This is a genomic window from Raoultibacter massiliensis (genome assembly GCF_900199545.1).
In the GTDB taxonomy this organism is placed as follows: Bacteria; Actinomycetota; Coriobacteriia; order Coriobacteriales; family Eggerthellaceae; genus Raoultibacter; species Raoultibacter massiliensis.
Map to the genome: position 1 here is coordinate 309,860 of NZ_LT962670.1, position 21,025 is coordinate 330,884.

The 21,025-nt window shown below is 55.8% G+C and carries 18 protein-coding genes; 13 read left to right on the forward strand and 5 right to left on the reverse strand.

From position 1 onward, the window contains the following. Positions 1-124 precede the first annotated feature (124 nt). Positions 125-646 (forward strand): IS200/IS605 family transposase, encoded by a 522-nt coding sequence (gene tnpA, locus C1719_RS01315; protein ID WP_180963402.1) that lies wholly within the window; start codon positions 125-127, stop codon positions 644-646. A 193-nt stretch (positions 647-839) separates the two neighbouring features. Here tnpA and C1719_RS01320 read toward each other — a convergent pair whose 3' ends face one another. Next, complete coding sequence (locus C1719_RS01320) at positions 840-1,025, reverse strand: DUF4177 domain-containing protein (RefSeq protein ID WP_102373450.1); 186 nt, start codon at positions 1,023-1,025, stop codon at positions 840-842. A 219-nt stretch (positions 1,026-1,244) separates the two neighbouring features. Further along, positions 1,245-2,651 (reverse strand): MATE family efflux transporter, encoded by a 1,407-nt coding sequence (locus tag C1719_RS01325; protein WP_102373451.1) that lies wholly within the window; start codon positions 2,649-2,651, stop codon positions 1,245-1,247. 327 nt (positions 2,652-2,978) lie between these two features. Here C1719_RS01325 and C1719_RS01330 point away from each other — a divergent pair, with 327 nt between their 5' ends. The 7 genes from C1719_RS01330 to C1719_RS01360 all read left to right on the forward strand — a co-directional run bounded on the left by C1719_RS01330 (position 2,979) and on the right by C1719_RS01360 (position 11,263). Beyond that, positions 2,979-4,127 (forward strand): DUF3810 domain-containing protein, encoded by a 1,149-nt coding sequence (locus C1719_RS01330; protein ID WP_102373452.1) that lies wholly within the window; start codon positions 2,979-2,981, stop codon positions 4,125-4,127. A gap of 107 nt (positions 4,128-4,234) precedes the next feature. Continuing rightward, the gene (locus C1719_RS01335) at positions 4,235-5,566 is read left to right on the forward strand and encodes a Y-family DNA polymerase (protein ID WP_102373453.1); all 1,332 of its coding nucleotides are present in this window, start codon (positions 4,235-4,237) and stop codon (positions 5,564-5,566) included. 133 nt (positions 5,567-5,699) lie between these two features. Continuing rightward, entirely contained in the window at positions 5,700-5,936 is a 237-nt protein-coding gene (locus C1719_RS15940; protein ID WP_245874238.1) for a YolD-like family protein, read from the forward strand. A gap of 150 nt (positions 5,937-6,086) precedes the next feature. Beyond that, positions 6,087-7,322 (forward strand): MFS transporter, encoded by a 1,236-nt coding sequence (locus tag C1719_RS01345; protein ID WP_102373455.1) that lies wholly within the window; start codon positions 6,087-6,089, stop codon positions 7,320-7,322. A gap of 139 nt (positions 7,323-7,461) precedes the next feature. After that, positions 7,462-9,957 (forward strand): molybdopterin-dependent oxidoreductase, encoded by a 2,496-nt coding sequence (locus tag C1719_RS01350; protein ID WP_102373456.1) that lies wholly within the window; start codon positions 7,462-7,464, stop codon positions 9,955-9,957. 9 nt (positions 9,958-9,966) lie between these two features. Next, positions 9,967-10,533 carry a 4Fe-4S dicluster domain-containing protein gene (locus C1719_RS01355; protein ID WP_102373457.1) on the forward strand — a complete coding sequence of 189 codons (567 nt, stop codon included), beginning with the start codon at positions 9,967-9,969 and terminating at the stop codon, positions 10,531-10,533. A 64-nt stretch (positions 10,534-10,597) separates the two neighbouring features. Next, positions 10,598-11,263, forward strand: coding sequence for a Crp/Fnr family transcriptional regulator (locus tag C1719_RS01360; protein ID WP_180963408.1), 666 nt, complete (start codon positions 10,598-10,600; stop codon positions 11,261-11,263). A 74-nt stretch (positions 11,264-11,337) separates the two neighbouring features. Here the strand turns inward: C1719_RS01360 and bfr are convergent, their stop codons facing one another. Continuing rightward, positions 11,338-11,802: a bacterioferritin gene (gene bfr / locus C1719_RS01365; protein ID WP_102373459.1), complete on the reverse strand. Its 465-nt coding sequence runs from the start codon at positions 11,800-11,802 to the stop codon at positions 11,338-11,340. A 369-nt stretch (positions 11,803-12,171) separates the two neighbouring features. On the opposite strand from bfr, the gene C1719_RS01370 reads away from it, so the two are divergent. Next, positions 12,172-13,572, forward strand: a complete 1,401-nt coding sequence (locus C1719_RS01370) for an MFS transporter (protein WP_102373946.1) — start codon at positions 12,172-12,174, stop codon at positions 13,570-13,572. A gap of 122 nt (positions 13,573-13,694) precedes the next feature. On the opposite strand, the gene C1719_RS01375 is transcribed toward C1719_RS01370, so the two are convergent. Beyond that, entirely contained in the window at positions 13,695-14,807 is a 1,113-nt protein-coding gene (locus C1719_RS01375; RefSeq protein WP_102373460.1) for a beta-ketoacyl-ACP synthase III, read from the reverse strand. Between the two features lie 255 nt (positions 14,808-15,062). Next, the gene (locus tag C1719_RS01380; RefSeq protein ID WP_102373461.1) at positions 15,063-15,551 is read right to left on the reverse strand and encodes an NYN domain-containing protein; all 489 of its coding nucleotides are present in this window, start codon (positions 15,549-15,551) and stop codon (positions 15,063-15,065) included. A 144-nt stretch (positions 15,552-15,695) separates the two neighbouring features. On the opposite strand from C1719_RS01380, the gene C1719_RS01385 reads away from it, so the two are divergent. From C1719_RS01385 to cas8c, 4 genes are all read left to right on the forward strand, one after another. Beyond that, positions 15,696-16,091, forward strand: a complete 396-nt coding sequence (locus tag C1719_RS01385; protein ID WP_102373462.1) for a metallopeptidase family protein — start codon at positions 15,696-15,698, stop codon at positions 16,089-16,091. A gap of 80 nt (positions 16,092-16,171) precedes the next feature. Then, entirely contained in the window at positions 16,172-18,397 is a 2,226-nt protein-coding gene (locus C1719_RS01390) for a CRISPR-associated helicase/endonuclease Cas3 (protein WP_102373463.1), read from the forward strand. Positions 18,398-18,611: 214 nt separating this feature from the next. Then, positions 18,612-19,277, forward strand: a complete 666-nt coding sequence (gene cas5c, locus C1719_RS01395) for a type I-C CRISPR-associated protein Cas5c (protein ID WP_102373464.1) — start codon at positions 18,612-18,614, stop codon at positions 19,275-19,277. Then, entirely contained in the window at positions 19,274-21,025 is a 1,752-nt protein-coding gene (cas8c, locus tag C1719_RS01400; protein WP_102373465.1) for a type I-C CRISPR-associated protein Cas8c/Csd1, read from the forward strand. Before cas5c ends, cas8c begins: the two co-directional genes overlap by 4 nt.

Here is a 21,025-nt window from a genome sequence, read left to right on the forward strand (position 1 = left end):
GCGAAAGAATCGCTGCACCCTTTTGTTAGGGCTTTAGCCCGTCGGCCGCGCAAAGCGCGGACGATATCAACCACCCGCTATGCGGGTGCGCGACAGATGTTATACAAAATCACCTTCCTATACAATGGCGATTGTTCAGGTCGTCCAGCGAATTAGGAAGGTGATTAATTTGGCGCAACAGTCGCATAGCCTGTCGCACACGAAGTGGATGTGTAAGTATCACATCGTCTTCACTCCGAAGTATAGGCGCAAAATTATCTACAATCAATTGAGGACTAGCATTGGGAGCATACTCCGCACACTATGCGGATACAAAGGCGTTGAGATACTAGAAGGGCACCTCATGCCTGATCATGTTCACATGCTAGTGAGCATTCCGCCGAAGATAAGCGTCTCTAGTTTTATGGGGTATCTGAAGGGAAAGAGTTCCCTGATGATTTTCGACAAGCATGCCAATCTCAAGTACAAGTTCGGTAACAGGAAGTTTTGGGCCGAAGGTTACTACGTAAGCACGGTAGGTCTTAATGAGGCCGCTATTGCAAAATACATTCGCGAACAAGAAAAGCACGACATTGCACTCGACAAGTTAAGCGTTAAAGAATACGAAGACCCGTTCATCAAAGGACAAGGCAAGCTGCCACTTTAAGTGGCTTGTTGCGAGTCAAAAGCTATACGGCCTGAACACAAGTGAAGGCCAGCGTCTTTAGGCGCTGGCTGGTAATCCTTGGGGTTATACCCCTAGAGCAAACCACCCGTTTTCACGGGTGGTTCTGATTTTGTCAAGTGCTACCAAGCGCCGTACCGAGAGAGTATCGGGGCCATCTTGAACAAGTCGGCCGTTAGGCGTCTATTTCGAAGATCAGATCGAGCTTTCGCGGGCGGCCGTGGGCGTCGGTTTCGGTGATTATCGAATCGACGTATCGGTATCCCCTCGCTGCGTAGTCGTCGATGACTGCGCGGTGTTCGGAAGCGAAGGCGAACATGAGGGTTTCGTAGGCGATGCTTGCGTATTCGTACTTTTTCATCGTGGATTTCCTCTCGTCGGGCGATCGTCGGTTGACGTCTACTGAAATCGGCGAGTTTTTGCCGATTGTGGCGGTAGAAACAGAAACCGTGCCTATCGGAATGCGCTGACACGCAACGGAAGCGGAAAACTCCGTCTGATACCATTACTATTCAAGTAATGGTATCAGGCTTTGAGCGCGGCGTCTCGTCTCGAAGGGGATTACGGAACCTCGAGAATCCTATGCCTCGCTGCTTGCGATCTTTTTCCTGATGACATGGTATTCCCGAAAAAGGAAAATCCCCGTTATCGCTACTGCGGCGAGGCTGCCGCCGATGGAGCCGAGGAACAAAGACTGCAGATGCCCGATGTGCATCAAGCTTGGCAGGAGGAAGGGGAACACGGCGAACTTCGTGAGAATATAGGATCCTTGCTGCAGCACGATGAGCAGATTCGCGATTCTCGCTTGTCCCGATGCTTGGAAATAGCTTGTGCCCAGGATGCGCACCATCGATATCGGAACAGTGAGGGCCGATATCCGAAGAACCCAGCAGGCGAAGGGAATATCGTCTTTGCCGAGCCCGAATACGCCAACGAAGAATTCGGGAACGAGCTCGACTGCCGCCCAAAGGGGCAGAAGAGCTGCGAAGCCGCATACGAGCGTCCATTTTGCGAACTCGAGCGTGCGCTTCGGAAGGTTGGCTCCGCAGCAGTATCCGATGAGCGGGCGGGCCGCGGTTGCGACTCCGATCCCAGGCACCAGAAGAAAAGCAACTACGGCGCTTTCTATTCCCGATGCGGCGAGTGCGCCGCTGACCGTTGTTCCGCCGTGCAGAAGCGAGCCCGCGAAAGCGGCTACGAGTACATGCATCGCAAAATTGCAGAAGGCATCGGTGAGGCGCAGGGCGCTTGAGGGGAATCCGAGTGCCACTGTTCTTATCAGGAGCCGAGAGCTCGGCACGGCATCGCGCGCCTTCAGCTTGAACGGCATGTCCCGCTTCAGGAGAAACGCTGCGGTTACGCCTGCGGCAACCGCTTGCCCTGCTGCGGTGGCGCAGGCGGCGCCGGTCGTGCCTCCTTCTAAAACGATAACGAACAGATAGCCGAGCACGATGTTGATCAGAATGCTTGTAGCTTGAATTCCCAACACGCGACCTGGGAATCCTGCGGTTCTCACGTAAGACGAAATGCCAGTGGCAATTGTGGTGAACAGGCTGCTCCACGCGATTATCTGCAAGAAAGGCCGCGCGTGGGGAAGGATCTCTTCGGTGGCGCCCGCAAGGCGCAGCAGGGGGTCTGCGAGCACTGTGGTTGCAAGGGCGAAGGCGAAGGAGAGGACGGCTGCGGCGGCTATTCCCGTACCCGCCGTTCTCGCCGCTTTTTTCGGATCGTTCGCGCCGAGGCTCAACGCGATGACGAATGAGCCGCCATCGCCGACGAGAACCGCCAAAGAGGTTACAAGCAAAACGAAGGGGTCGCAAATGGTAACGGCGGCGACGCCGACGGTGCTGATGGCTTGGCCGACCAGAATGCCATCGATAATCGTGCTGATTCGCATGAGAAACAGGCCTGCGACGACCGGCAACGCGAATCTGACGAGCGCCTGCGGGACGCTTTGGCCCAGAGCTGCGTTTTCGAGCTTGTTCAAAGGTGGTGCCTCTCGTTTAACAAACCAACGCGTGCGCCTTGTTCGCGCCACGCGGCGCTTTCGGGTTCTCTTCACTGCTTCGTGCAGGCGTTTCGGCAATCCCTCAGTTCGCGGGTCGTATTATAGGACATGCGGGCAATCGTTGCCCGAGCCGAATCGAGCCGTGCCGCGTAGGCGGCGATTCGCCTTGTCGACCGTCGTACGGTTCTGGCAACCCGTGGAAAACAAAGCGCGCTGCGGCTGCGGGATAGGCACTACAATGGGTGGCACCGATAGGGTCTCGGAATCCGATGCGCACCGCCGCATTCGTCAAGGGAAGGGCATTGCATGGAGGCTTCTGCAGAAAAAGAGGGTGCCAAGATATCGTGCCATGGTGCGCGGCGCTTCCTTCTCAAGAGGCTGCTGTTCATCCCGCTCGGAGCGATTGCGTTTGCGACGACGCTCTACGCCCAGGGAAACCCCGCCTGGACCGAGCAGGTCTACAGTTTGTCAGCGTATCCGATCGTGTCGACGACGGTTGGGTTTCTGCCCTCGCTTGCAAGCTTTTCAGTAGCCGAGTGGTTAGCAGTGTTCCTTTTGCTGTTCTTCTTGGGATACGTTGTCTACTACATTCGAAAGATGGTTGTGAATAGGAGCGAGCGCGGGACGACTGCGTATCGGGGCGTAGCGGGCGCCGTCGCGATGCTTTCCGTTGTTTACTTTTGCTTCACTTTTACGGGCGGGTTGAATTACTACCGGTATACGTTTACCCATTATACGGGCTACGAGGTGGAGGAGCATAGCGTAGACGAGTTGGAGCAGCTCTGCGTATCCCTTGCCGACGGCCTTAACGAGACGAGGGGGCAGCTGGAAGACGATGCGGACGTTTTCTCCCTTGAACCAGGCGATTTCGAGCGGTATGCGCATCTTTCGGTAGAGGCGGTGCAGCTGCTGGCAGAGCAATACCCGGTGTTGGAGCGGCCGCTGTATTCGACGCCAAAGCCGGTGATTCTTTCCGAGCTGATGTCGCAAGCGGGCATTGCCGGGATATTCGTTCCCTTCACCATGGAATCAAACATCAACGTTAACGAGCCTTTGTTCACCCTGCCCTTTACCATGTCGCACGAGCTTGCGCACCAATGCGGCTTCATGCGCGAAGACGAGGCGAACTTCATCGCGTACCTTGCGTGCAAGCAGATCGACGACCCTCTCGTGCGGTACAGCGGGTTGTACTCTGCGTTCACCCGTTCGATTTCGGCGCTTGCGAAGGTCGATCCCGAAGCGGCGTCGAAAGTGCGGGCCGGTTTGTCTTCGGAGGTGCAGCGCGATATGGAGCAAAGCTCGCGGCACTATGCCCGCTACGATGGCGTGATCGCAGACATTTCCACATCGGTCAACGATACCTATCTGAAAGCGAATAACCAAGCGGACGGAGTGGGCGGCTACGGCAGGATGGTTGATCTGCTGCTGGCAGAGCAGCGGGCGACCGCACGCTGATCGCTTCAAATTCGTGGAGGCTCTTCTTCCAATCCATGCAACGCCGCTCGTTTGCGATATACTATACGAACAAATGTTTTACCTGAGGCGAGCAAAGAGGAGAAGGCGTGTCCGAAGATCGTACCTACGTATGCATCGATCTGAAATGCTTCTACGCAAGCGTTGAATGCGTGCAGCGAGGACTCGATCCGTTTACCGCGAACCTTGTGGTGGCCGACCCTGATCGCACGGAGAAAACGATCTGTCTCGCAATTTCCCCGGCCATGAAGGATCTTGGCATATCGAATCGTTGCCGTGTGTTCGAGATTCCCAAAGACGTTCGCTATACCATGGCGAAGCCGCGGATGAAACTCTATATGGAGACCTCTGCCGATATATACTCGATTTACTTGCGATACGTTTCACCCGAAGACATCCATGCCTACTCGATTGACGAATGCTTTATCGATGCAACGCCCTATTTGTCACTGTACCGCATGACTGCCAAGCAGTTCGCCGCCATGCTCATGGATGCGGTGTTCAAGGAGACGGGCATCTGCGCGACGGCGGGCGTGGGCACGAACCTCTTTCTTGCCAAGGTTGCGCTCGACATCACGGCAAAGCATGTCGACGATCATATTGGTTATCTTGACCAGGCGGAATTCGAGCTCACCATACAAACGCATATGCCTATCACCGACATCTGGAACATCGGACCCGGCATTGCGAAGCGCCTCGCAAAGTTCGGCGTGTACGATTTGCGCGGCGTTTGTCAGATGGACGAAGATGCCCTCTACCGCGAATTCGGGGTGAATGCCGAATATCTCATCGATCACGCCCATGGCATCGAGCCGTGCACCATCGCCGAGATCCAGGCGTACGAGCCGAGCTCCCATTCTATGGGAAGCGGACAGGTGCTGCCCTGCGGCTACAGTTATGATGAGGGGCTTATCGTGTTGAAGGAGATGGCCGATCAGCTGATTTTAGAACTGGTGGAAAAGCATCTCGTTGCCGAATCCCTTTCCCTGTATGTAGGCTATGAGAAAGAGAAGGATGCTGAGGTTCCTGCCGAAGGATACTTTGACGGGGGGCACGGGAGGCGCTCCATTGGTGCGCGGGGCAATATTCCCCATACGGGAGGAACGCGCAGGCAAACCGATCGGACGAACCTGCATTCCAAGCTCATGCCGCGCTTTCTCGATCTGTATCGGGAAACCACCCGAACGGATAAGCCGATCCGCCGCATCAACGTGGGCTTCGGCGGAGTGGTGCCGGAAGAGTTCGCGACGGTCGATCTGTTCACCGATCCAGAGGCCGAAGCGGAAGAGAAGAGCCTTCAGAAAGCGATGCTCGCCGTTAAGGATAAGTTTGGCAAGAACGCCCTTTTGCGGGGGGTGAGCCTGACGGAGAAGGCCACGGCTCGCGAGCGCAACGAGCAGGTTGGAGGCCACCATGCCTAACCGGCGCATATCCCGAGCAGATCAGGCTCGGCAGCAAGGCGGTCGCGCCCCTCGTGCCAGCCGGGCACAGCAGTTCATGCCCTTTGCCGCCTTACGGGGCTACTACGAACTTATCCGCGAACGTGAGTGCATAGTGCAGCCGAAACACGAGTTGACCGAAGAAGAGGCCCTTGCGCTTTCGGGAAAGCTTTCGCGGGTGCAGCGCAGGACGATGGTGCGCATCACCTACTACGATGGCGATGCCTATGCGACTTCGTGTGGGATGGTGAGCGACATCGACGTGGCATCCCGCACGATCACGGTGGTTCGAACGCGTATCCGTTTCGACGATATCCTCGATATCCGGAATGGCGAAGGTATCGAAGATTAAGACGATTCGCTCGGATTCTTGCGCTGAGCCGCGAGTCGGGCTTTTCTTGCTCGCTTCCACACAATCTTGTGCAGACGGCATCGTGGGGGAAACCTATACTGGGCGAAGCGCTGGGGGGACACGGCGCTTGCCTGGCAGGACGGGAGGGGGATGTCGAATACCGCGCTGCGTTCGGTCGCCTTGCTGTTCTTTGCAGGGTTTGTCGCGTACGCCTACAACAATGCTTTCATGGCGCTCTCGCCGCTTTACGTGGTTGAACTCGGTGGAACGATGGTCGACGCTGGACTTCAGGGGTCCGTATTCATGGTCACCGCTATTGCCCTGCGATTCCTTTTCGGCCCTCTAGCCGATAGACATGGTGCCAAACCCGTCATGGTTTTCGGGCTTTCTGCGTTTGCCGCATCGGGATTCCTCATGGCTCTATGTGATCAGATTTGGTGCTTCGTCGTGCTGAGATGCGTCCAATCCGTTGGTCTTGCGGCGTTCTTTCCTTGCGCAACGGCCTTGGTTGCCGTTCTGGTGCCCGAGGGAAAAACGGGATTCTGCCTCGGGCTGTACCGGTTTGTTTCGTCCGCATCGCTTCTGTTCGGTCCTTCTTTGGCTTTTGCTCTCGTAGGGGGTGGCGGCTTTCGCTGGGGGTTTTGCTTTATGGGACTCTTTGCTTTGATTGCTGGATTTGCGGTTTTGGGCATTTCTGCCAAACGTTCGAAATCGTTTGAGACGACCGATGCGGCAGGACGCGCAGGGCTGTCGCCACAACGTGAGAGCAATCTGCGACGGGATGAAAGAAGCCTTGTGCGCATTCTGAAGGAAACCGTCACACGTGCGCCCTTGCTGGTGGGAGGAGTGTTGGGGGCAACCTTTGTCGCGGCCCTGGGATACGGACTCCTCTTCGGGTTTGCTGCCCCGTATATCGCAGGCGTGTTGCCCGATATCAATTCAGGGCTCTACTTCACGCTCATGGGGGTTGGGGGTCTGGCGGCGAATCCCCTTGCGGGGTGGATGAGCGATAGGGCGCCTCGGATGAAGATCCTCGCCGTCTTGTTCGTCAGTATGGGTGCGGGAATAGTTGCCTTAGGGTTTTTGCCGTGGGGTTGCGAGGTACTGTTTGCTTCGGGACTTCTGGTGGGGTTCGGGTATTTCGGCTCTATGACAACCGTGCTTGCGATCATCGCAGCGAGGATTTCCGATGAGTTGCGCTCTTCGGTCTTGTCTTTGCAACAAAACGGCATCGATCTGGGGATAGCATGTGCAAGCGGTGGTTTTGGATTCGTCTTTTCTTTTGTGGACGATGCGGTGGTGGTGTTCGCGTTCCAGGGCGCGCTTACGGTGTTACTGGGATTGGGGATGCTGTTCATGTCCCATGCCCGATGCGGCAAAGCATAGCGGAAGGCTTGAGCTTCCCACCCAAAACTGTGTGGAACGGCATCGGGAACGACCTCTAAGATGCGCTTATCGCGCGAGTAGAAGTAAGGCAAGCGAGGCCTAATGCGGCTTCGCAACCAATCCAGTAGGGGGAAATCGTATGGTGAAACGAGAACAGCGTGCCTCGTCGTCTCTTCAGGCGAACGGTTCGTTGCATGAACTGCGGGAAACCAGTCCGACCGAGTTTATCAAGGATGGCAAACTTACCCGTCGAACCTTTATCAAGGGGGTCGGTTGGATTACGGTGGTCTCGGCGCTTGGAGGTGCCATCGCAGGGTGTGCGCCGAAGGTTACCGAAGAGTCCGAGCAGGGTGAAAACACTGGAGCGGCAGTTGCGCCTACCGAGTATTCGTATGCGTGCTGTAGTTACAATTGCACATCGCGATGCCTCTTGAAGGGTCATGTGCGTGATGGAAAGCTCGTAGCTGTTGAGCCGGGCGAGATGCCGGGTCGTCCCGACTACGCGAACGCCTGCCTGCGTTCCATGTCATATATCGAGCGCGTTCAGAACGAGGACCTGCGTGTCATGTATCCCATGAAGCGGATCGGAGAGAGAGGCAGCGGCGAATTCGAGCGCATCAGCTGGGATCAGGCAATGGACGAGATTGCAGAGCGCATGGAGGAATCGAAGAGCAAGTACGGATCTACCGCCTGCTCGTTCTATTCGTTTACGGGCAACCAATCGAAGCTCGCCATGCAGTCGGCCACGCGCTTTGCCGCGTGCTACGGCGGTACAACATGGGATATCGAAGGGATCATGGGCGATCATGGGGCTTCGATGGGCATGAAAATGGTCTACGGCGTCATTCGCGGCGCTCATGACACCCGCGATTACGAGCAGAATTCGAACATGATCGTCATTTGGGGGCGCAATCTTGCCGATACCCATACGTCTGAACTGCGCTACATCGTGCGCGCTCGCGAGCGCGGTGCCAAAATCGTTTATATCGATCCGCGTTTCAGCTCCACGGCAACCATCGCCGATCAGTGGATACCCATCAAACCAGGCGGCGACTCCGCTTTGGCGTTGGGCATGATGAACTGGATCATTCAAAACGATCTTCACGATAAAGAGTTTCTGAGCAAGCACAGCTGCGGATCGCTTCTGGTCCGCGACGACGATGGTTCGTATTTGCGCGGCGAGGGAGATACCTACATGGTATGGGACCCCGCCCAGAGCAAGGCCGTTCCCGTCGATGCCGAGGGCATTGATGCTCCCATCGAAGGGTCGTTCGATGTGGATGGCGTGGCGTGCAAGCCCGCGTTCGTTCATTTGAAAGAAGCAGCGGCCGAGTACACGCTCGATCGCACCTCGGAGCTTACGGGTGTTCCTGTGGAGGTTATTGAAACGTTTGCGAGGGAATACATTGAGGCGAAGCCTGCGGGCATTCGCATGGGCCAAGGCATGCAGCGCACATTCAACTCCTACCAATCGTTCCGTACGGTTGCAACGCTTGCAGCGGTGGCTGGTTATGTAGGGGTTCGCGGCGGCGGAGCCTCCCATGCCGGGGGTACAAAAGCCAACAAGCCGATCCCCGGCGAGACGGCTCCCGAGTTCAATTTTGACGAATGGGCGGAAACGGGCCAGGAAGCCAATATGGTTAAAAGCTCGCTCATTTACCAGTGTGCCGTCGAGCATGATCCCGTTCCCGTTGACTTTATCTGGTTCAATGTATCGAACTTTCTCAATCAAAGCCCCGATGCCCATCGCATTATCGACGAGGTTTTTCCTCAGATTTCGACGATCGTTGTAGCCGACCCATGGTGGACATGGACGGCGAAGTACGCCGATTACGTGCTACCGGCAACGTCGTTGTGGGAGTATTGGGATCTTTACGATCGCGCTCCGTGGGTGTTTCTGGTGAAGCCTGCCATCGAGCCGCTTGGGGAGAGCAAATCCGATTGCGAGATGATGACGATGCTGGCCGAGCGCGTTGGTTTGGAAAAGTACTGGTCGAAGACGCCCGAAGAGTGGGTGCGCAGCTGGCCGAATCCTGAAAGCTCGGCGTTCGAGGGATTCGATTTCGACGAGGCGATCAAAGAGGGCATGTGGGGCATGCCGACAGGAATTTACGATGAGCCGCTCATCGTGTTTGAAGATCAGACGTACCAGACTCCTACGGGGCGATTCGAGTTCTATACCGAAAGCATGGTTGAGTTTGACGAACAGGTGCCCAGGCACACGCCGGCGCTCGAAGCATCCGACCCCGAGCTTGCTGCAAAGTATCCGCTTATGCATCTTACCTATCATGACCGCCTGAACGTGCATACGCAGCATTGCGACAATCCGTCGCTCGATATCGTGCAGACTGAGCCTTTGTTCCAGATCAATCCTGTCGACGCTGAGCCTCGCGGCATCCAGCATGGCGATATCGTTCGCATTTTCAACGACCGCGGTGAAGTGAAGATGAAAGCGTTTGTAACCGAAGGTATCATGCCGGGAGTGACGGCTGCCCAGGCGGGCTGGACTCCCGAGCACACCATCGAAGGGAACCATCAGTTCCTCAGCCATCTCACTCTGAGCCCCGCCGAGGAGCATTACTCGCAAACGAACAGCGCTTTCAACGACATCATAGTTGAAGTAGAGAAGGCATAAGGGGGAACAATGGCTGAAAAACAATACGGCATGCTCATCGATACGGCTCGATGCGTGGGCTGCCAAACCTGTGTGGTGGGATGCAAGATTCTGCACGAATGCCCCGACGGAACATATCTCGGATATCTTGAAACGATTGGAGCCGATGAGAATTACCTGGTTAGCGGAACATATCCGAATGTCAGCATCACGTTTCGCCCGCATCTGTGCAATCATTGCGAAAACCCGTTGTGCGTTGCAAACTGCCCGACGGGAGCCATGCATAAGCGCGAGGAAGACGGCATCGTCGAATCCGATCCCGAGGTTTGCATCGGGTGCGGGACTTGTGTCCAGGCGTGCCCCTATGGTGCTCCTGCGCTTGATGAAGAAGCGAACCACGCGGTGAAGTGCGATTTGTGCAGGCCTCGTCTTGAGCAAGGGGAAGAGCCTCTCTGCGTATGCAGCTGTCCGGCGGAAGCCCGTGTGTACGGCGATATCAGCGATCCAGAAAGCGATATATCCAAGGCGATTGCGGAAAGGGGGGCAGAGGTCTTGCTGCCCGAAGAGAAGACGAAGCCTTCGGTGTATTATTGCTAAAGAGACGCGCGGGTGCCGAATCGCCATCGGCGCCCGCGGTTGAGGGTGTGGGAGGATGTGCGAAATGGTGCTGCCCCAGTTTATCGATGCCGATAGGTTTTCGGCCGTGTTCACAACCGAGGAGCTTCTTGCGCAAGATGAGATTCCTGTTGCCGTGAAGAGAGTGGAAAAGGGCGAATGTCTTTTTCTTGCAGAGGAAAGACATCGTTTTACGTATCACTTGATCAGCGGCGTTGTGCGTCTGTACCTCACATCGCGCGAGGGCGCCGAGAAGACGCTGTTCTACCATACGGCTGGGACGCAGTTCGGGTTCCAGGGATTCAAACGTAATCGCCTAACCAGGTCGACGGCAATGGCTGCAACGGATTGCGAGCTGCTTGCGATCGACTCCGATGACCTGCTTGCGTTCTGCAACGGGCATACCGATTATTATCTTGCCTATATCGAATACCTTTTCCAGATTATGAATTCGCAGACAGAGGAGATCGCGAACCTTTCGTTCGAGAATGGGGTAAGAAGGTTGGCGGGCTTGCTGTACTCCCTTGCGGTAAGCGACGGAAAGACAATTCCGTACACGATCGATGAGCTTGCGAGCATTATCGGAACCCATCGCAATACGGTGACAAATGCTCTCTCCCATTTGCGGGGGCGGGGCTATATCGCCAAGCAGTTGAGGCCCATTATCGTCGAGGATCTTGCGGGTTTGCGTCGGTATCTCGACGACGAATAGGGCTTCGACGCAAAAGAACCGCATGTCCGAAGGCATGCGGTTCTTGGCATTGCACCGGTCGAGCGGATTTTGCGCTAATTCTGCGTTGAGAGGAAGATCTGAAGCGACATTTGGTCCATCTGGTCTTGGAGCTCTTCAAGCTCGTCAACATGCTGGTCTTCGTCTTTGAGGATTTCCATGAGGATGTCGCGGGTGGCGTAATCGAGGACTTCGCCGGCGAGCACGATAGCTTCGTTGTAGTCCTTGACGGTATCGACTTCCAGGGAATGGTCGTTTTTGATCTGCTCGGGAACTTCCTTGCCGATATTGATATCGCTGAGGTTCGATACGATGGGGGTGCCTTCCAGGAACAGGATGCGCTCGATGAGCTTCTCGGCATGCTTCATCTCGGTGATGGCACGCGTCTTGAAGCTTCCGCTCAGTTTTCCGTAACCCCAGTCCTCGCACATTTCTGCGTGAACGATATATTGGTTGATTGCGGTTAGTTCACCTTCGAGCAGAGAGTTGAGCGTGTCGATGAGTTTTTCATTACCCTTCATGGAAAGGCTCCTTCCGATTGCGTTTGCTAAGCGAGCCGATCTCCTTGTGACCGGTAAGCGTTGCTTTTATTCTTGCAGATAACGCTGGGCGGGTGTGGCGGGCATCCTGCATCGTGGTCGTCGCGTCATTCGAATGTAACCTGTATGTCTTCTGAGTTCAGCGAGGTGAACTCTACGCATGCGACGTGGCAAAAGCGGGGATTGCCGACGGACGGAACTTGAAAACTGCCCTCCCGCGGTTTGGCAACCGATTCGTTGCATGTCTGCAACGGCTTGCCGCGCATGTCCCGATACCTACCAATTGGTAGTACCTTTCGTATTGATCTTGGCAAGATGCCGGGCGTTTCGGGCTATGGCTAAAGGATGTGCATGCAAAATCCCCGGAAAACAACTGCGAACGCGAGCAAGGCGGTAGTCCCTGTTCTGCTTGCCTGCTCTTTTGCGGCTTCGTTCAGCGAAAGCATGATGAGTATATCGCTGCCGAAGCTGGCAGATGAGTTCTCTCTTACGCTTTCCGTTGCAAACTGGGTTGTGGTCGGGTATCTCGTTGTGGCTGCGACAAGCGTTACGCTTGCGGCGTTTTTGCTGAAGAGGTTTGGGTTGCGCGTGGTTTTCTTTCTTGGGGGAGGAGCTCTTGCGCTGGGCAGCGGTCTGGCCATGCTTGCACCTAGTTTCCCGGCATTGTTCGTTTGCAGGTTGTTGCAGGCGGTATGCACGGGGCTTTTCTTTCCGACGGTGACGGGCGTCATCATGATCGTCATCCCGAAGGAAAGCCTTGGCGTCCACCTTGCCATGAACAGCGGGATCATCGCGCTTGGCCTTGCGATCAGCCCCGTTGCATCGGGTTTTATGCTTACCTATTTCGGATGGCGCGCTATGTTTTTCGTGCCGTTCGTCCTCGCGGCGGTTCTGCTCGTTGCGGGGTTTTTCTTGCTGCACGATGTGGAACCTCGAAAGCAGGTTTCGGCTGACTTCACAAGCGCCGCCTTCAGCCTGCTCGGTCTGGGATCGCTTGTATACGGGCTGAGCGAAATCACCCACGATCTCGCTCCCGCCGCCTGCGCACTTGGGGCTGCGGCTGTGATTCTGACGCTGTTCGTTCATCGGCAGCTCGCCTCGAAAGCACCGCTTCTCAACCTTCGTCCTTTCGGGCATCCCCGATTCACCATAGGGCTTTTGCTCGTCATGGTGGGCATGATGATCTCATTTTCCCTGAGCGTGCTTCTGCCCTTGTATTTCGAGGGAGCCCTCGGCCATACGGCCTTCTTCGCAGGCTTGCTGTTGCTTGCGCCCGTTCTGGTCAATGCGATATGCGCGCTTGCAGGTGGCAGGCTGTTCGACAAGCGGGGTGCTTGGCCGCTGCTTCCGCTTGGGTTTGCGCTCTCGCTCGCCGGATTGGCGGGCGTGTGCTTTTTTGGCGAGACCATGCAGACCGGCCTTGTCGTGGCCTTTTGCGCGGTGGCGTATGCGGGGCTCGGGTTTGCAACGACGCCTGCGAAAACGACTGCTCTCGATCAGCTTCCGCCTGAACTGTACTCGCACGGAGCGGCTATTAACTCGACCTTCGTGCAAATTGGTTCGGCAATCGGGCCATCGCTTTTTGTCGGAGTCCTCTCATCTGACGTGCTGCGGGGAACTGCAGCGGGCTTATCCAAGGCGGATGCGTATGCAGCGGGATTTTCCCATACGCTTGCCATTGCGATTGGAATTGCGGCAGTCGGCCTTGTGGCGGCGATCCTTTTCGCCTATACGTTGCGTAGGAAGGCGTGATCCCGTCTAGACGAAACGCAGCTGCACCGCAGCAAGCGGATAGCGTGCGCGATCCAGCATAGTCCTGTGCGGTGCTGCAGCGAAGCTTCGCCGAAGGCGAATCGGTATCTGCCGAGAGAGGCCTAGGCCTCGTACACGATAGCGCCTGAGGTGAATCCGCCGCCGAACGCCACGAGAATCACCTTGTCTCCCCGCCTGATGCGCCCTTCGGCGTAGGCGTCGGCGAGCGCCATCGGGACGCTTGCGGCCGAAGTGTTGCCCGCTTCGGCGATGGAGAGCTGGAAGAAGTCCATCGGAAGGTGCAGTTTTTTCGCTGCGTATTTGATAATGCGTTCGTTTGCCTGATGGGGGACGATGCAGGCGATATCATCAAGAGAAAGACCTGCTCGATCGAGCGATCGATGGACGGCTTCGGTCATGGCTTCTGCTGCGAATTTGAACACGTGGGGCCCGTTCATGCGCAGCGTTTGCCGCGGGTTTCCTGATTCGACGGCTTCGCGGATGGCAAGCTCTTCGTCGATGCGGATGGCCGAGGCGTCTTTCAGCGCGGGGGATTGCGACGAGACGCCCTGTGCATCGAAGGGCAGATCTGTGCCGTATGAGAGGGGGCAGGTGAGGGCGTTCTCGTCATCGTCTGCGTTGACGATGAAACTGCCCAGTATGCCAGGGCGGCTTTCGTCCCATTCGAGCACGGCTGCGCCGGCACCATCGCCGAACAGCACGCACGTATTGCGGTCCGCCCAGTTTGTGAGGCGGGTGAGTCGCTCGGTTCCCACGACGAGCGCCCGGCGAATGGGATTTCGGCCTGCGCTTCCGTCCGCGCTTGGCGCGGAGGCCGCCATCATGGCTTCGGCGACAGTCGCGCTGTAGATAAAGCCCGTGCAGGCTGCGTTGACGTCGAAGGCGATGGCGCTTTTGAGACCGAGGCGGCGGCGGAGCAGTCCGGCGGTCGAGGGAACGATGGAGTCGGGTGTGACGGTTGCACAGATGATCAGGTCTATTTCTTCGGGAGCAAAAGAACGTTCGCTGTGGCCGCCTTCGGTCCAACCGAGAGCTTGCCGTGCGGCTGCTTCGCCAAGATCGGCAGACGACTCTTCAACTGCAATGCGTCGCGATTTGATTCCCGTGCGGGTGGTGATCCATTCGTCGTTGGTATCCACAAGCGCTTCAAGCGCCGTGTTTTCAACTTCAAGTGCGGGGATCGCTTTCCCGCATCCTACTAACGCACAACCCACTGTTGCCTCCTGCTGTCGAAGGCTCGCATCGGGCTTGGTGCAATGGGGCCTTCGGTTCCTTAATGCTTAGATAATCAAAGTAAATAGTGATTCTACTCCAAATGCGATGATGCGGCTTGGAAATGCAGGAATCTCCATGCATGGTTGAGAACCCCCTTGCTCGGTTCGCTTCGGGCAGCGGCGAGGTTTGCCCCGAAGGTCGCAAGCCATGCGAGTCATGAGGGTGGCTGCGACGAACGGCGGCGGCCGATCGGGCTAGTCGTCGATTCCCCAGAGTTCCTTCAATTCCCGGTTGATCTCGTTTGCGTTTGCGGGGATGCCGATATCGCGGGGCATGGGTGTTTTCCTGCCGCGTTTTTTCGCCGGCTTTGCCTGAGCGAAAAGCCTTTCCGAGGGCACGATGTCGACGCCGTGCAACGCGGCCGAGCGGCAGCGGTTAGCGAGTTCGTTGTCGGATGTGACTACGCCGATGCGCTCGGTTGCTCGGCGAGCTTTCGCGACGATGGCGTCATCGGCGGTTGGCAGGCGCGTGTATTCCGATCGGGGATGCGCATGGGCGGTTGCGGAGGTGGCGCCAGCGCCGCTGGCGGCATCCCAGACTATCGTATAGGTTGTTTTCCCCGGCAAAGACGGCGTGCCGAGGCGCAGCCTTTTCTCAAGTGCGGTGCGCTGCTCTTCAAGCGAGAGGTCTTTCGTGGCCGGGTCTCGCCGTGTAACGTTGTAGCCATCTATAAGGTAGTGCATGGGGTCTATCCGATCGGGTCGTATGCGTGCAGCGCTCTATGCGCAGATGCGCGGGTTCCTGGCGCTTCGGGTACAATACTACCACGCGACGGTTTGTCGGTGATGAGCCGCATCATACGATGCGCAAGCAAGGAGTGATGGCTGATGTACCTGATGAGCGATCAAGAATTCGAGAACGTGATCGAGGAAGCCCTCGAATCGATCCCCGAAAAATTCATCGAAGCGCTTGAAAACGTAGCCATCGTCATGGAGGACGAGCCCGATGAATACCACTTCGAAACCCTCGATGAGCCTGACTCTTTGGGCGGCTCTCTCTACGAAGGCGAGCTTTTGGGGCTCTACGACGGCATTCCGCTAACCGAGCGGGATGGCTATTACGATGGCGATATCCCCGATGTGATCACTATTTTCAAAGGCCCTCACGAACGCAGCTTCGGCTCGCGCGAGGAAGTGGTTACAGAGATCGGGAAGACGGTCATACATGAAATAGGGCACTACTTCGGCATCGACGACGAACGTTTGCACGAGATGGGGTATTGATCTGCGGGTAACTTTTATCGATAAAAGATAAAGATAAGCTGTACAATCATAGACATTGACGCTTCTACAAAAGGAGTCCAATGGTATATTGTGCGCATGTGCGTCCCGAAGATGGTCGCAAGGAATCCATTGCCGATCATTTGCACGAGGTAGCGGAAATGGCTTCGGAATTCGCGAGCGTGTTTGGAGCCGAAACTTGGGCTTACGCGGCAGGGCTTGCTCATGACATCGGTAAATACTCCGATGCATTCCAGCATCGAATTCTTGGGGGCGGCCCCGTTGTGGACCATTCGACTGCCGGTGCCTACGAGATTGACGAACTCGGTTTATCTGCGCTCGCTTATTGCATTGCGGGGCACCATGGTGGGCTTCCCGACGGTGGCACGAAGGCGGATGAGCCAGGCGACCCTACGCTTCATGGACGTTTGCTGAAGGCCGCAGAAGGAGGCATTCAGCCCTACGAAGCCTTTCGAGGTGAAATCGACCTCCAGAAGCCCGATACGCCGCGATTCTTCGCTCAATCGTTCGAGCCTTCGGAAGAGTGCTTCGCTTTGGCGTTTTTAACTCGAATGATTTTTTCCTGCCTGGTTGATGCGGATTTTCTTTGTACCGAACGCTTTATGAGCGGCGATGCGCGCGAAGGGTTGTCCGCGGAAACGTTGAGCGAGCTTTGCAATAAGCTCGAGAAGAAGCTCGAATCGTTCTATCCTCCGAAAACTCCGCTCAACGAAGTGCGCTGTTCGATTCTCGACGCATGCGCGCGTGCCGCAGAGGAAGCGCCAGGCGTTTTCTCCCTAACCGTTCCAACGGGTGGTGGGAAAACGTATGCATCGCTTCGGTTTGCCCTCAGGCATGCGACGTCGGGAGCGTCGAGTGCACGTCGCGTTATTTATTGTCTTCCATATGTCTCAATTATCGAGCAGAACGCCGCTGTGTTTCGCGAAGTGCTGGGCGCGAGAAACGTACTGGAACATCATGCGAATTTCGATTTCGATGAACATGAAGACGAGGGCGGAGCCCTGCGGCTGGCAACGGAGAACTGGGATGCCCCCGTGGTTGTAACCACCAATGTACAGTTTTTCGAATCGCTTTATGCAAGCAAGACTTCCCGGTGCCGAAAGCTTCACAACATCGCCGGCAGTGTAATTGTGCTCGATGAAGCGCAAATGCTTCCCACCAAGCAGCTGCTTCCCTGCGTGAGGGCGTTGGCAGAGTTGGTCAGGCATTACGGTTGCACGGTTGTGCTTTGCACGGCAACACAGCCTTCGTTGAATGGGTTGTTCGGCGAGTACGGTTGTGCGGTGCGCGAGATCGTTGCCGATCCGGCTGGTCTTGCCCGGAAGCTCAAGCGCGTGACGTATCGCTACGTTCCATCTCTGTCCGATGAGGATCTCGCTGCTCGCATGAACGGGCATGATCAAGTCTTGTGCATCGTGAACAGCCGAAGGCAGGCGGGAATCGTATACGGATTGCTTGATGACGAAGGGTCGTATCATCTTTCGACGCTGATGCACCCAGTCCACCGAAGCCGCGTTCTCAAAGAGATACGCGAACGTTTGGCAAGCGGCTTGACCTGCCGGGTTGTATCGACGAGCTTGATCGAGGCCGGAGTCGACATCGATTTTCCCGTAGCCTATCGTGCGCTTGCGGGCATAGACAGCATGATACAGGCGTCGGGACGGGTGAATCGCAATGCGCGCGCATCGGCGGAAAGTAGCCTGGTGCACCTCTTTGCGCCCAGCGAGCGGTATGCGCTTCCATCCGATCTTGAGCAGAAAGCGGCGATCGCGCGAGGGATACTGCGGCGGCTTGGCGAAACTTCGGATCCCGAAGGCTCGATTGCCGATGGGGGTTCAGGCGATGATGAAATCGCATGCGACATCGGTTCGCTCGAAATCATCGAGAGCTACTTTACCGAGTTGTACGGATTGCGGAGGGATAATCTCGATGCGAACCACGTTCTATCGAGCCTATCGAGATACCAGAATATAAGATCGATCCCTTTCGAGCGAGCTGCTCAAGATTTTCAGATGATCGAGGACGGGTCGGTGTCCGTTGTCGTACCCGCCGATGAAATTGCCGAGGATATAGCGGCGATACGGCGAGAAGATGCGTCGCGCAACGCACTGCGTCGTATCGGCAGGTATTCGGTTGGTGTTTACGACCAGGATATCAAGGCATTGTTGCGCGCAGGTGCCGTCGAAGCCGTTGCGAAGGGAATGTACCTTCTGCTGGATCAGGCGAGGTACAGCGAAAAAACCGGTTTGGATTGTGTCTCTGAAGAGGGGAAAGGGCTGTTCTTCTAGGAAGTGCACGAGGTGCAAAGGTCTTTCGAATCAACCTAGATTCTGAAGATAGTTTCGTGTTTCCGTACCTTGATAACCGAATACAAAGAAATCGGAAAACTTGATTTGAAGCGAGCCGACAAAAGCGCGGGGACGGATTCAGGGCCTATGCGTTTTGCATTCAGTGTACGAATGGATCAAAAACAATTTCAAGAAAAAGAAAGGAGGTGTCCTTATGGCATATGGAATACAGGTTGAAGTATGGGGGGATCGCGCGCTGTTCACGAGGCCCGAGCTATCTGTAGAAAGAGTAACGTACGATGTGATCACGCCGAGCGCGGCGAGGGGCCTTCTCGAAAGCATCTACTGGCATCCTGGGCTTCGTTATACCATCGATCGCATCCATGTTCTCAATCCGATACGATTCACAAACGTTCGCCGTAACGAAGTGAAATCGAAAGCTCTTGCTAGTTCTATAAAAAGCTACATGGTAAACGGTGGCGAAACTCCCTCGATAAACACGAAAGAAGACATCCAGCAGCGAGCTTCGCTCATCCTGACCGATGTGCGTTACGTGCTCGAGGCCCATTTCGAACTTACCGATCGGGCGAAACCGGAAGATAATCCAGGCAAATTCAAGGACATCATTCGGCGGAGGCTGGAAAGAGGACAGTGCTATTCGATGCCGTATTTCGGCACGAGGGAATTTCCTGCCCACTTCAGAGCGTACGAGGGTTCGCAGCCCCCGAGCGGATTCTACCAGGGAAAGGGCGAACGCGATTTCGGGCTCATGTTGTACGACATGGATTATTCGGACACTCGAAACATCACTCCCATGTTCTTTCGGGCTGTGATGCGCGATGGCGTTATCGATGTATCGGGGAGCGAGGTGTTCAGATGATCCTCCAATCTCTCGTGGAATATTACGAGCAGCTGCTCGAAGACGATCCCGATTCCGTGGCTCCGCCCGGTTGGTGTCCCCGCAACATCGCTTTCATGCTCGAGCTGACATCGGGGGGAGAGCTTCTCAACATTTTGCCTGCCGAAGAGAAGCGCGGGTGGCCAAGAATGGTGCCTGAGCAAGCGAAGAGATCGTCGGGCGTTGAAGCCAACCTTCTGTGCGACAACGCGAGCTACCTGCTCGGCATCGACGCAAAAGGTAAGCCGGAACGGTCGCTGCAGTGTTTCTCCGCATCGAAGGAAAAGCACCTGGCATTCTTGAGAGACCTGCAGTCCGATGCTGCTTTAGCCGTTAAAGCGTTCTTCGAATCGTGGCAACCCGAGAATGCTCTTGACCACGCGGCAGTCAAAGAGGCAGGCGAAGGCTTATTGGCCGGGGGAAATCTCGCGTTTCGGGTGAACGGACGCGAAGTGCTTGATGATGCCGTTATCAAAAATGCATGGGATCGTTCGTATGCGAGCCCTTCTGACGGTGCGGTTGTCATGACGTGCCTCGTAACGGGCGAAAAAGCTCCGATTGCCCGCTTACACCCGTCGATCAGGGGAGTTGTCGGTGCCCAGTCGATGGGAGCGTCTCTCGTCGGTTTCAATTCTCGAGCATTCGAATCTTACGGACGCGATGAAGAGCAGGGCCTCAATGCACCGGTCAGCGAATATGCAACCTTCGCCTACACGACGGCGCTCAACTACCTGCTCGCTGATCGCAAGCATCATATTCGGCTCGGCGATACGACGGTCGTGTATTGGGCGGAAAAAAACGATGCAGCGTGTTCAGGCATGTTTTCTCAAGCATTAGGGGCCCCTTCGATCGATGACGAGGAAACGAACCCGGACGATTTGATCGATGCGATCATGGAGAAGCTCGAAAAGGGATTGTTGTCGCGGGAGGTCGATGTCGATGCGACCTTCTACGTGCTCGGGCTTGCTCCTAATGCTGCGCGTGTGTCGGTGCGTTTCTTCCTGCGGGATACATTCGGCACGATGATCGGCAACGTAGGCAATCACTATAAGCGACTCGACATAGTGCACGCCTCATACGAAAGGCGATACCTATCGCCATACCGGTTGCTTGCAGAAACAGCTAACCCGAATGCGCGCGATCCTGCGGCAAGTTCGGTGCTGGGTGGAGCGCTCATGCGATCCATCATCGAAGACCTGCGTTATCCAGAGGCTTTCTTCAGCAACGCGCTTCTTCGCGTACGGGCATCGCAGGACAACGACGAGCAACGAACGCGAAAAGTCACACGAGGGCGTGCGGCAATTCTGAAAGCGTGTCTTATTAAAAACTACCATCAAAGCGAGGAGGTTGTTACCGTGTCGCTCAACGAAGATAGAGATGATGCACCGTATGTGCTGGGAAGGCTGTTTGCGATACTGGAGAGCATACAGGAGGCGGCGAATCCGACAATCAAGAGAACTATCAAGGCAACGTATTTCGATTCTGCCGCGTCGACTCCGGCAAGCATCTTTCCTTTGATTATCAAGCTTGCTGGGAGCCATCTGCAAAAAATATCGCAAGACAGAAAAGGACTTGCCGTTCACTATGAAAAGCAAGTAGGTACCCTGTGCGACAAGATGCAGGCATTTCCGAAAAGGCTCTCTCTTGAGGATCAAGGCTCGTTTGTTTTGGGCTATTACCAGCAGGTCCAGGATCGCTATACGAAAAAAGAAGACGAACAGGAGGCATAA

Bases quoted from the DNA above. Each gene is read 5' to 3' on its own strand.
- C1719_RS01350 (WP_102373456.1), top strand. From the start codon at position 7,462: ATGGTGAAACGAGAACAGCGTGCCTCGTCGTCTCTTCAGGCGAACGGT.
- C1719_RS01360 (WP_180963408.1), top strand. From the start codon at position 10,598: ATGGTGCTGCCCCAGTTTATCGATGCCGATAGGTTTTCGGCCGTGTTC.
- cas8c (WP_102373465.1), top strand. From the start codon at position 19,274: ATGATCCTCCAATCTCTCGTGGAATATTACGAGCAGCTGCTCGAAGAC.
- C1719_RS01330 (WP_102373452.1), top strand. From the start codon at position 2,979: ATGGAGGCTTCTGCAGAAAAAGAGGGTGCCAAGATATCGTGCCATGGT.
- C1719_RS01345 (WP_102373455.1), top strand. From the start codon at position 6,087: ATGTCGAATACCGCGCTGCGTTCGGTCGCCTTGCTGTTCTTTGCAGGG.
- C1719_RS01320 (WP_102373450.1), bottom strand. From the start codon at position 1,025: ATGAAAAAGTACGAATACGCAAGCATCGCCTACGAAACCCTCATGTTC.
- C1719_RS01355 (WP_102373457.1), top strand. From the start codon at position 9,967: ATGGCTGAAAAACAATACGGCATGCTCATCGATACGGCTCGATGCGTG.
- C1719_RS01370 (WP_102373946.1), top strand. From the start codon at position 12,172: ATGCAAAATCCCCGGAAAACAACTGCGAACGCGAGCAAGGCGGTAGTC.
- C1719_RS01385 (WP_102373462.1), top strand. From the start codon at position 15,696: ATGTACCTGATGAGCGATCAAGAATTCGAGAACGTGATCGAGGAAGCC.
- tnpA (WP_180963402.1), top strand. From the start codon at position 125: ATGGCGATTGTTCAGGTCGTCCAGCGAATTAGGAAGGTGATTAATTTG.
- C1719_RS01380 (WP_102373461.1), bottom strand. From the start codon at position 15,551: ATGCACTACCTTATAGATGGCTACAACGTTACACGGCGAGACCCGGCC.
- C1719_RS01390 (WP_102373463.1), top strand. From the start codon at position 16,172: ATGGTATATTGTGCGCATGTGCGTCCCGAAGATGGTCGCAAGGAATCC.
- bfr (WP_102373459.1), bottom strand. From the start codon at position 11,802: ATGAAGGGTAATGAAAAACTCATCGACACGCTCAACTCTCTGCTCGAA.
- cas5c (WP_102373464.1), top strand. From the start codon at position 18,612: ATGGCATATGGAATACAGGTTGAAGTATGGGGGGATCGCGCGCTGTTC.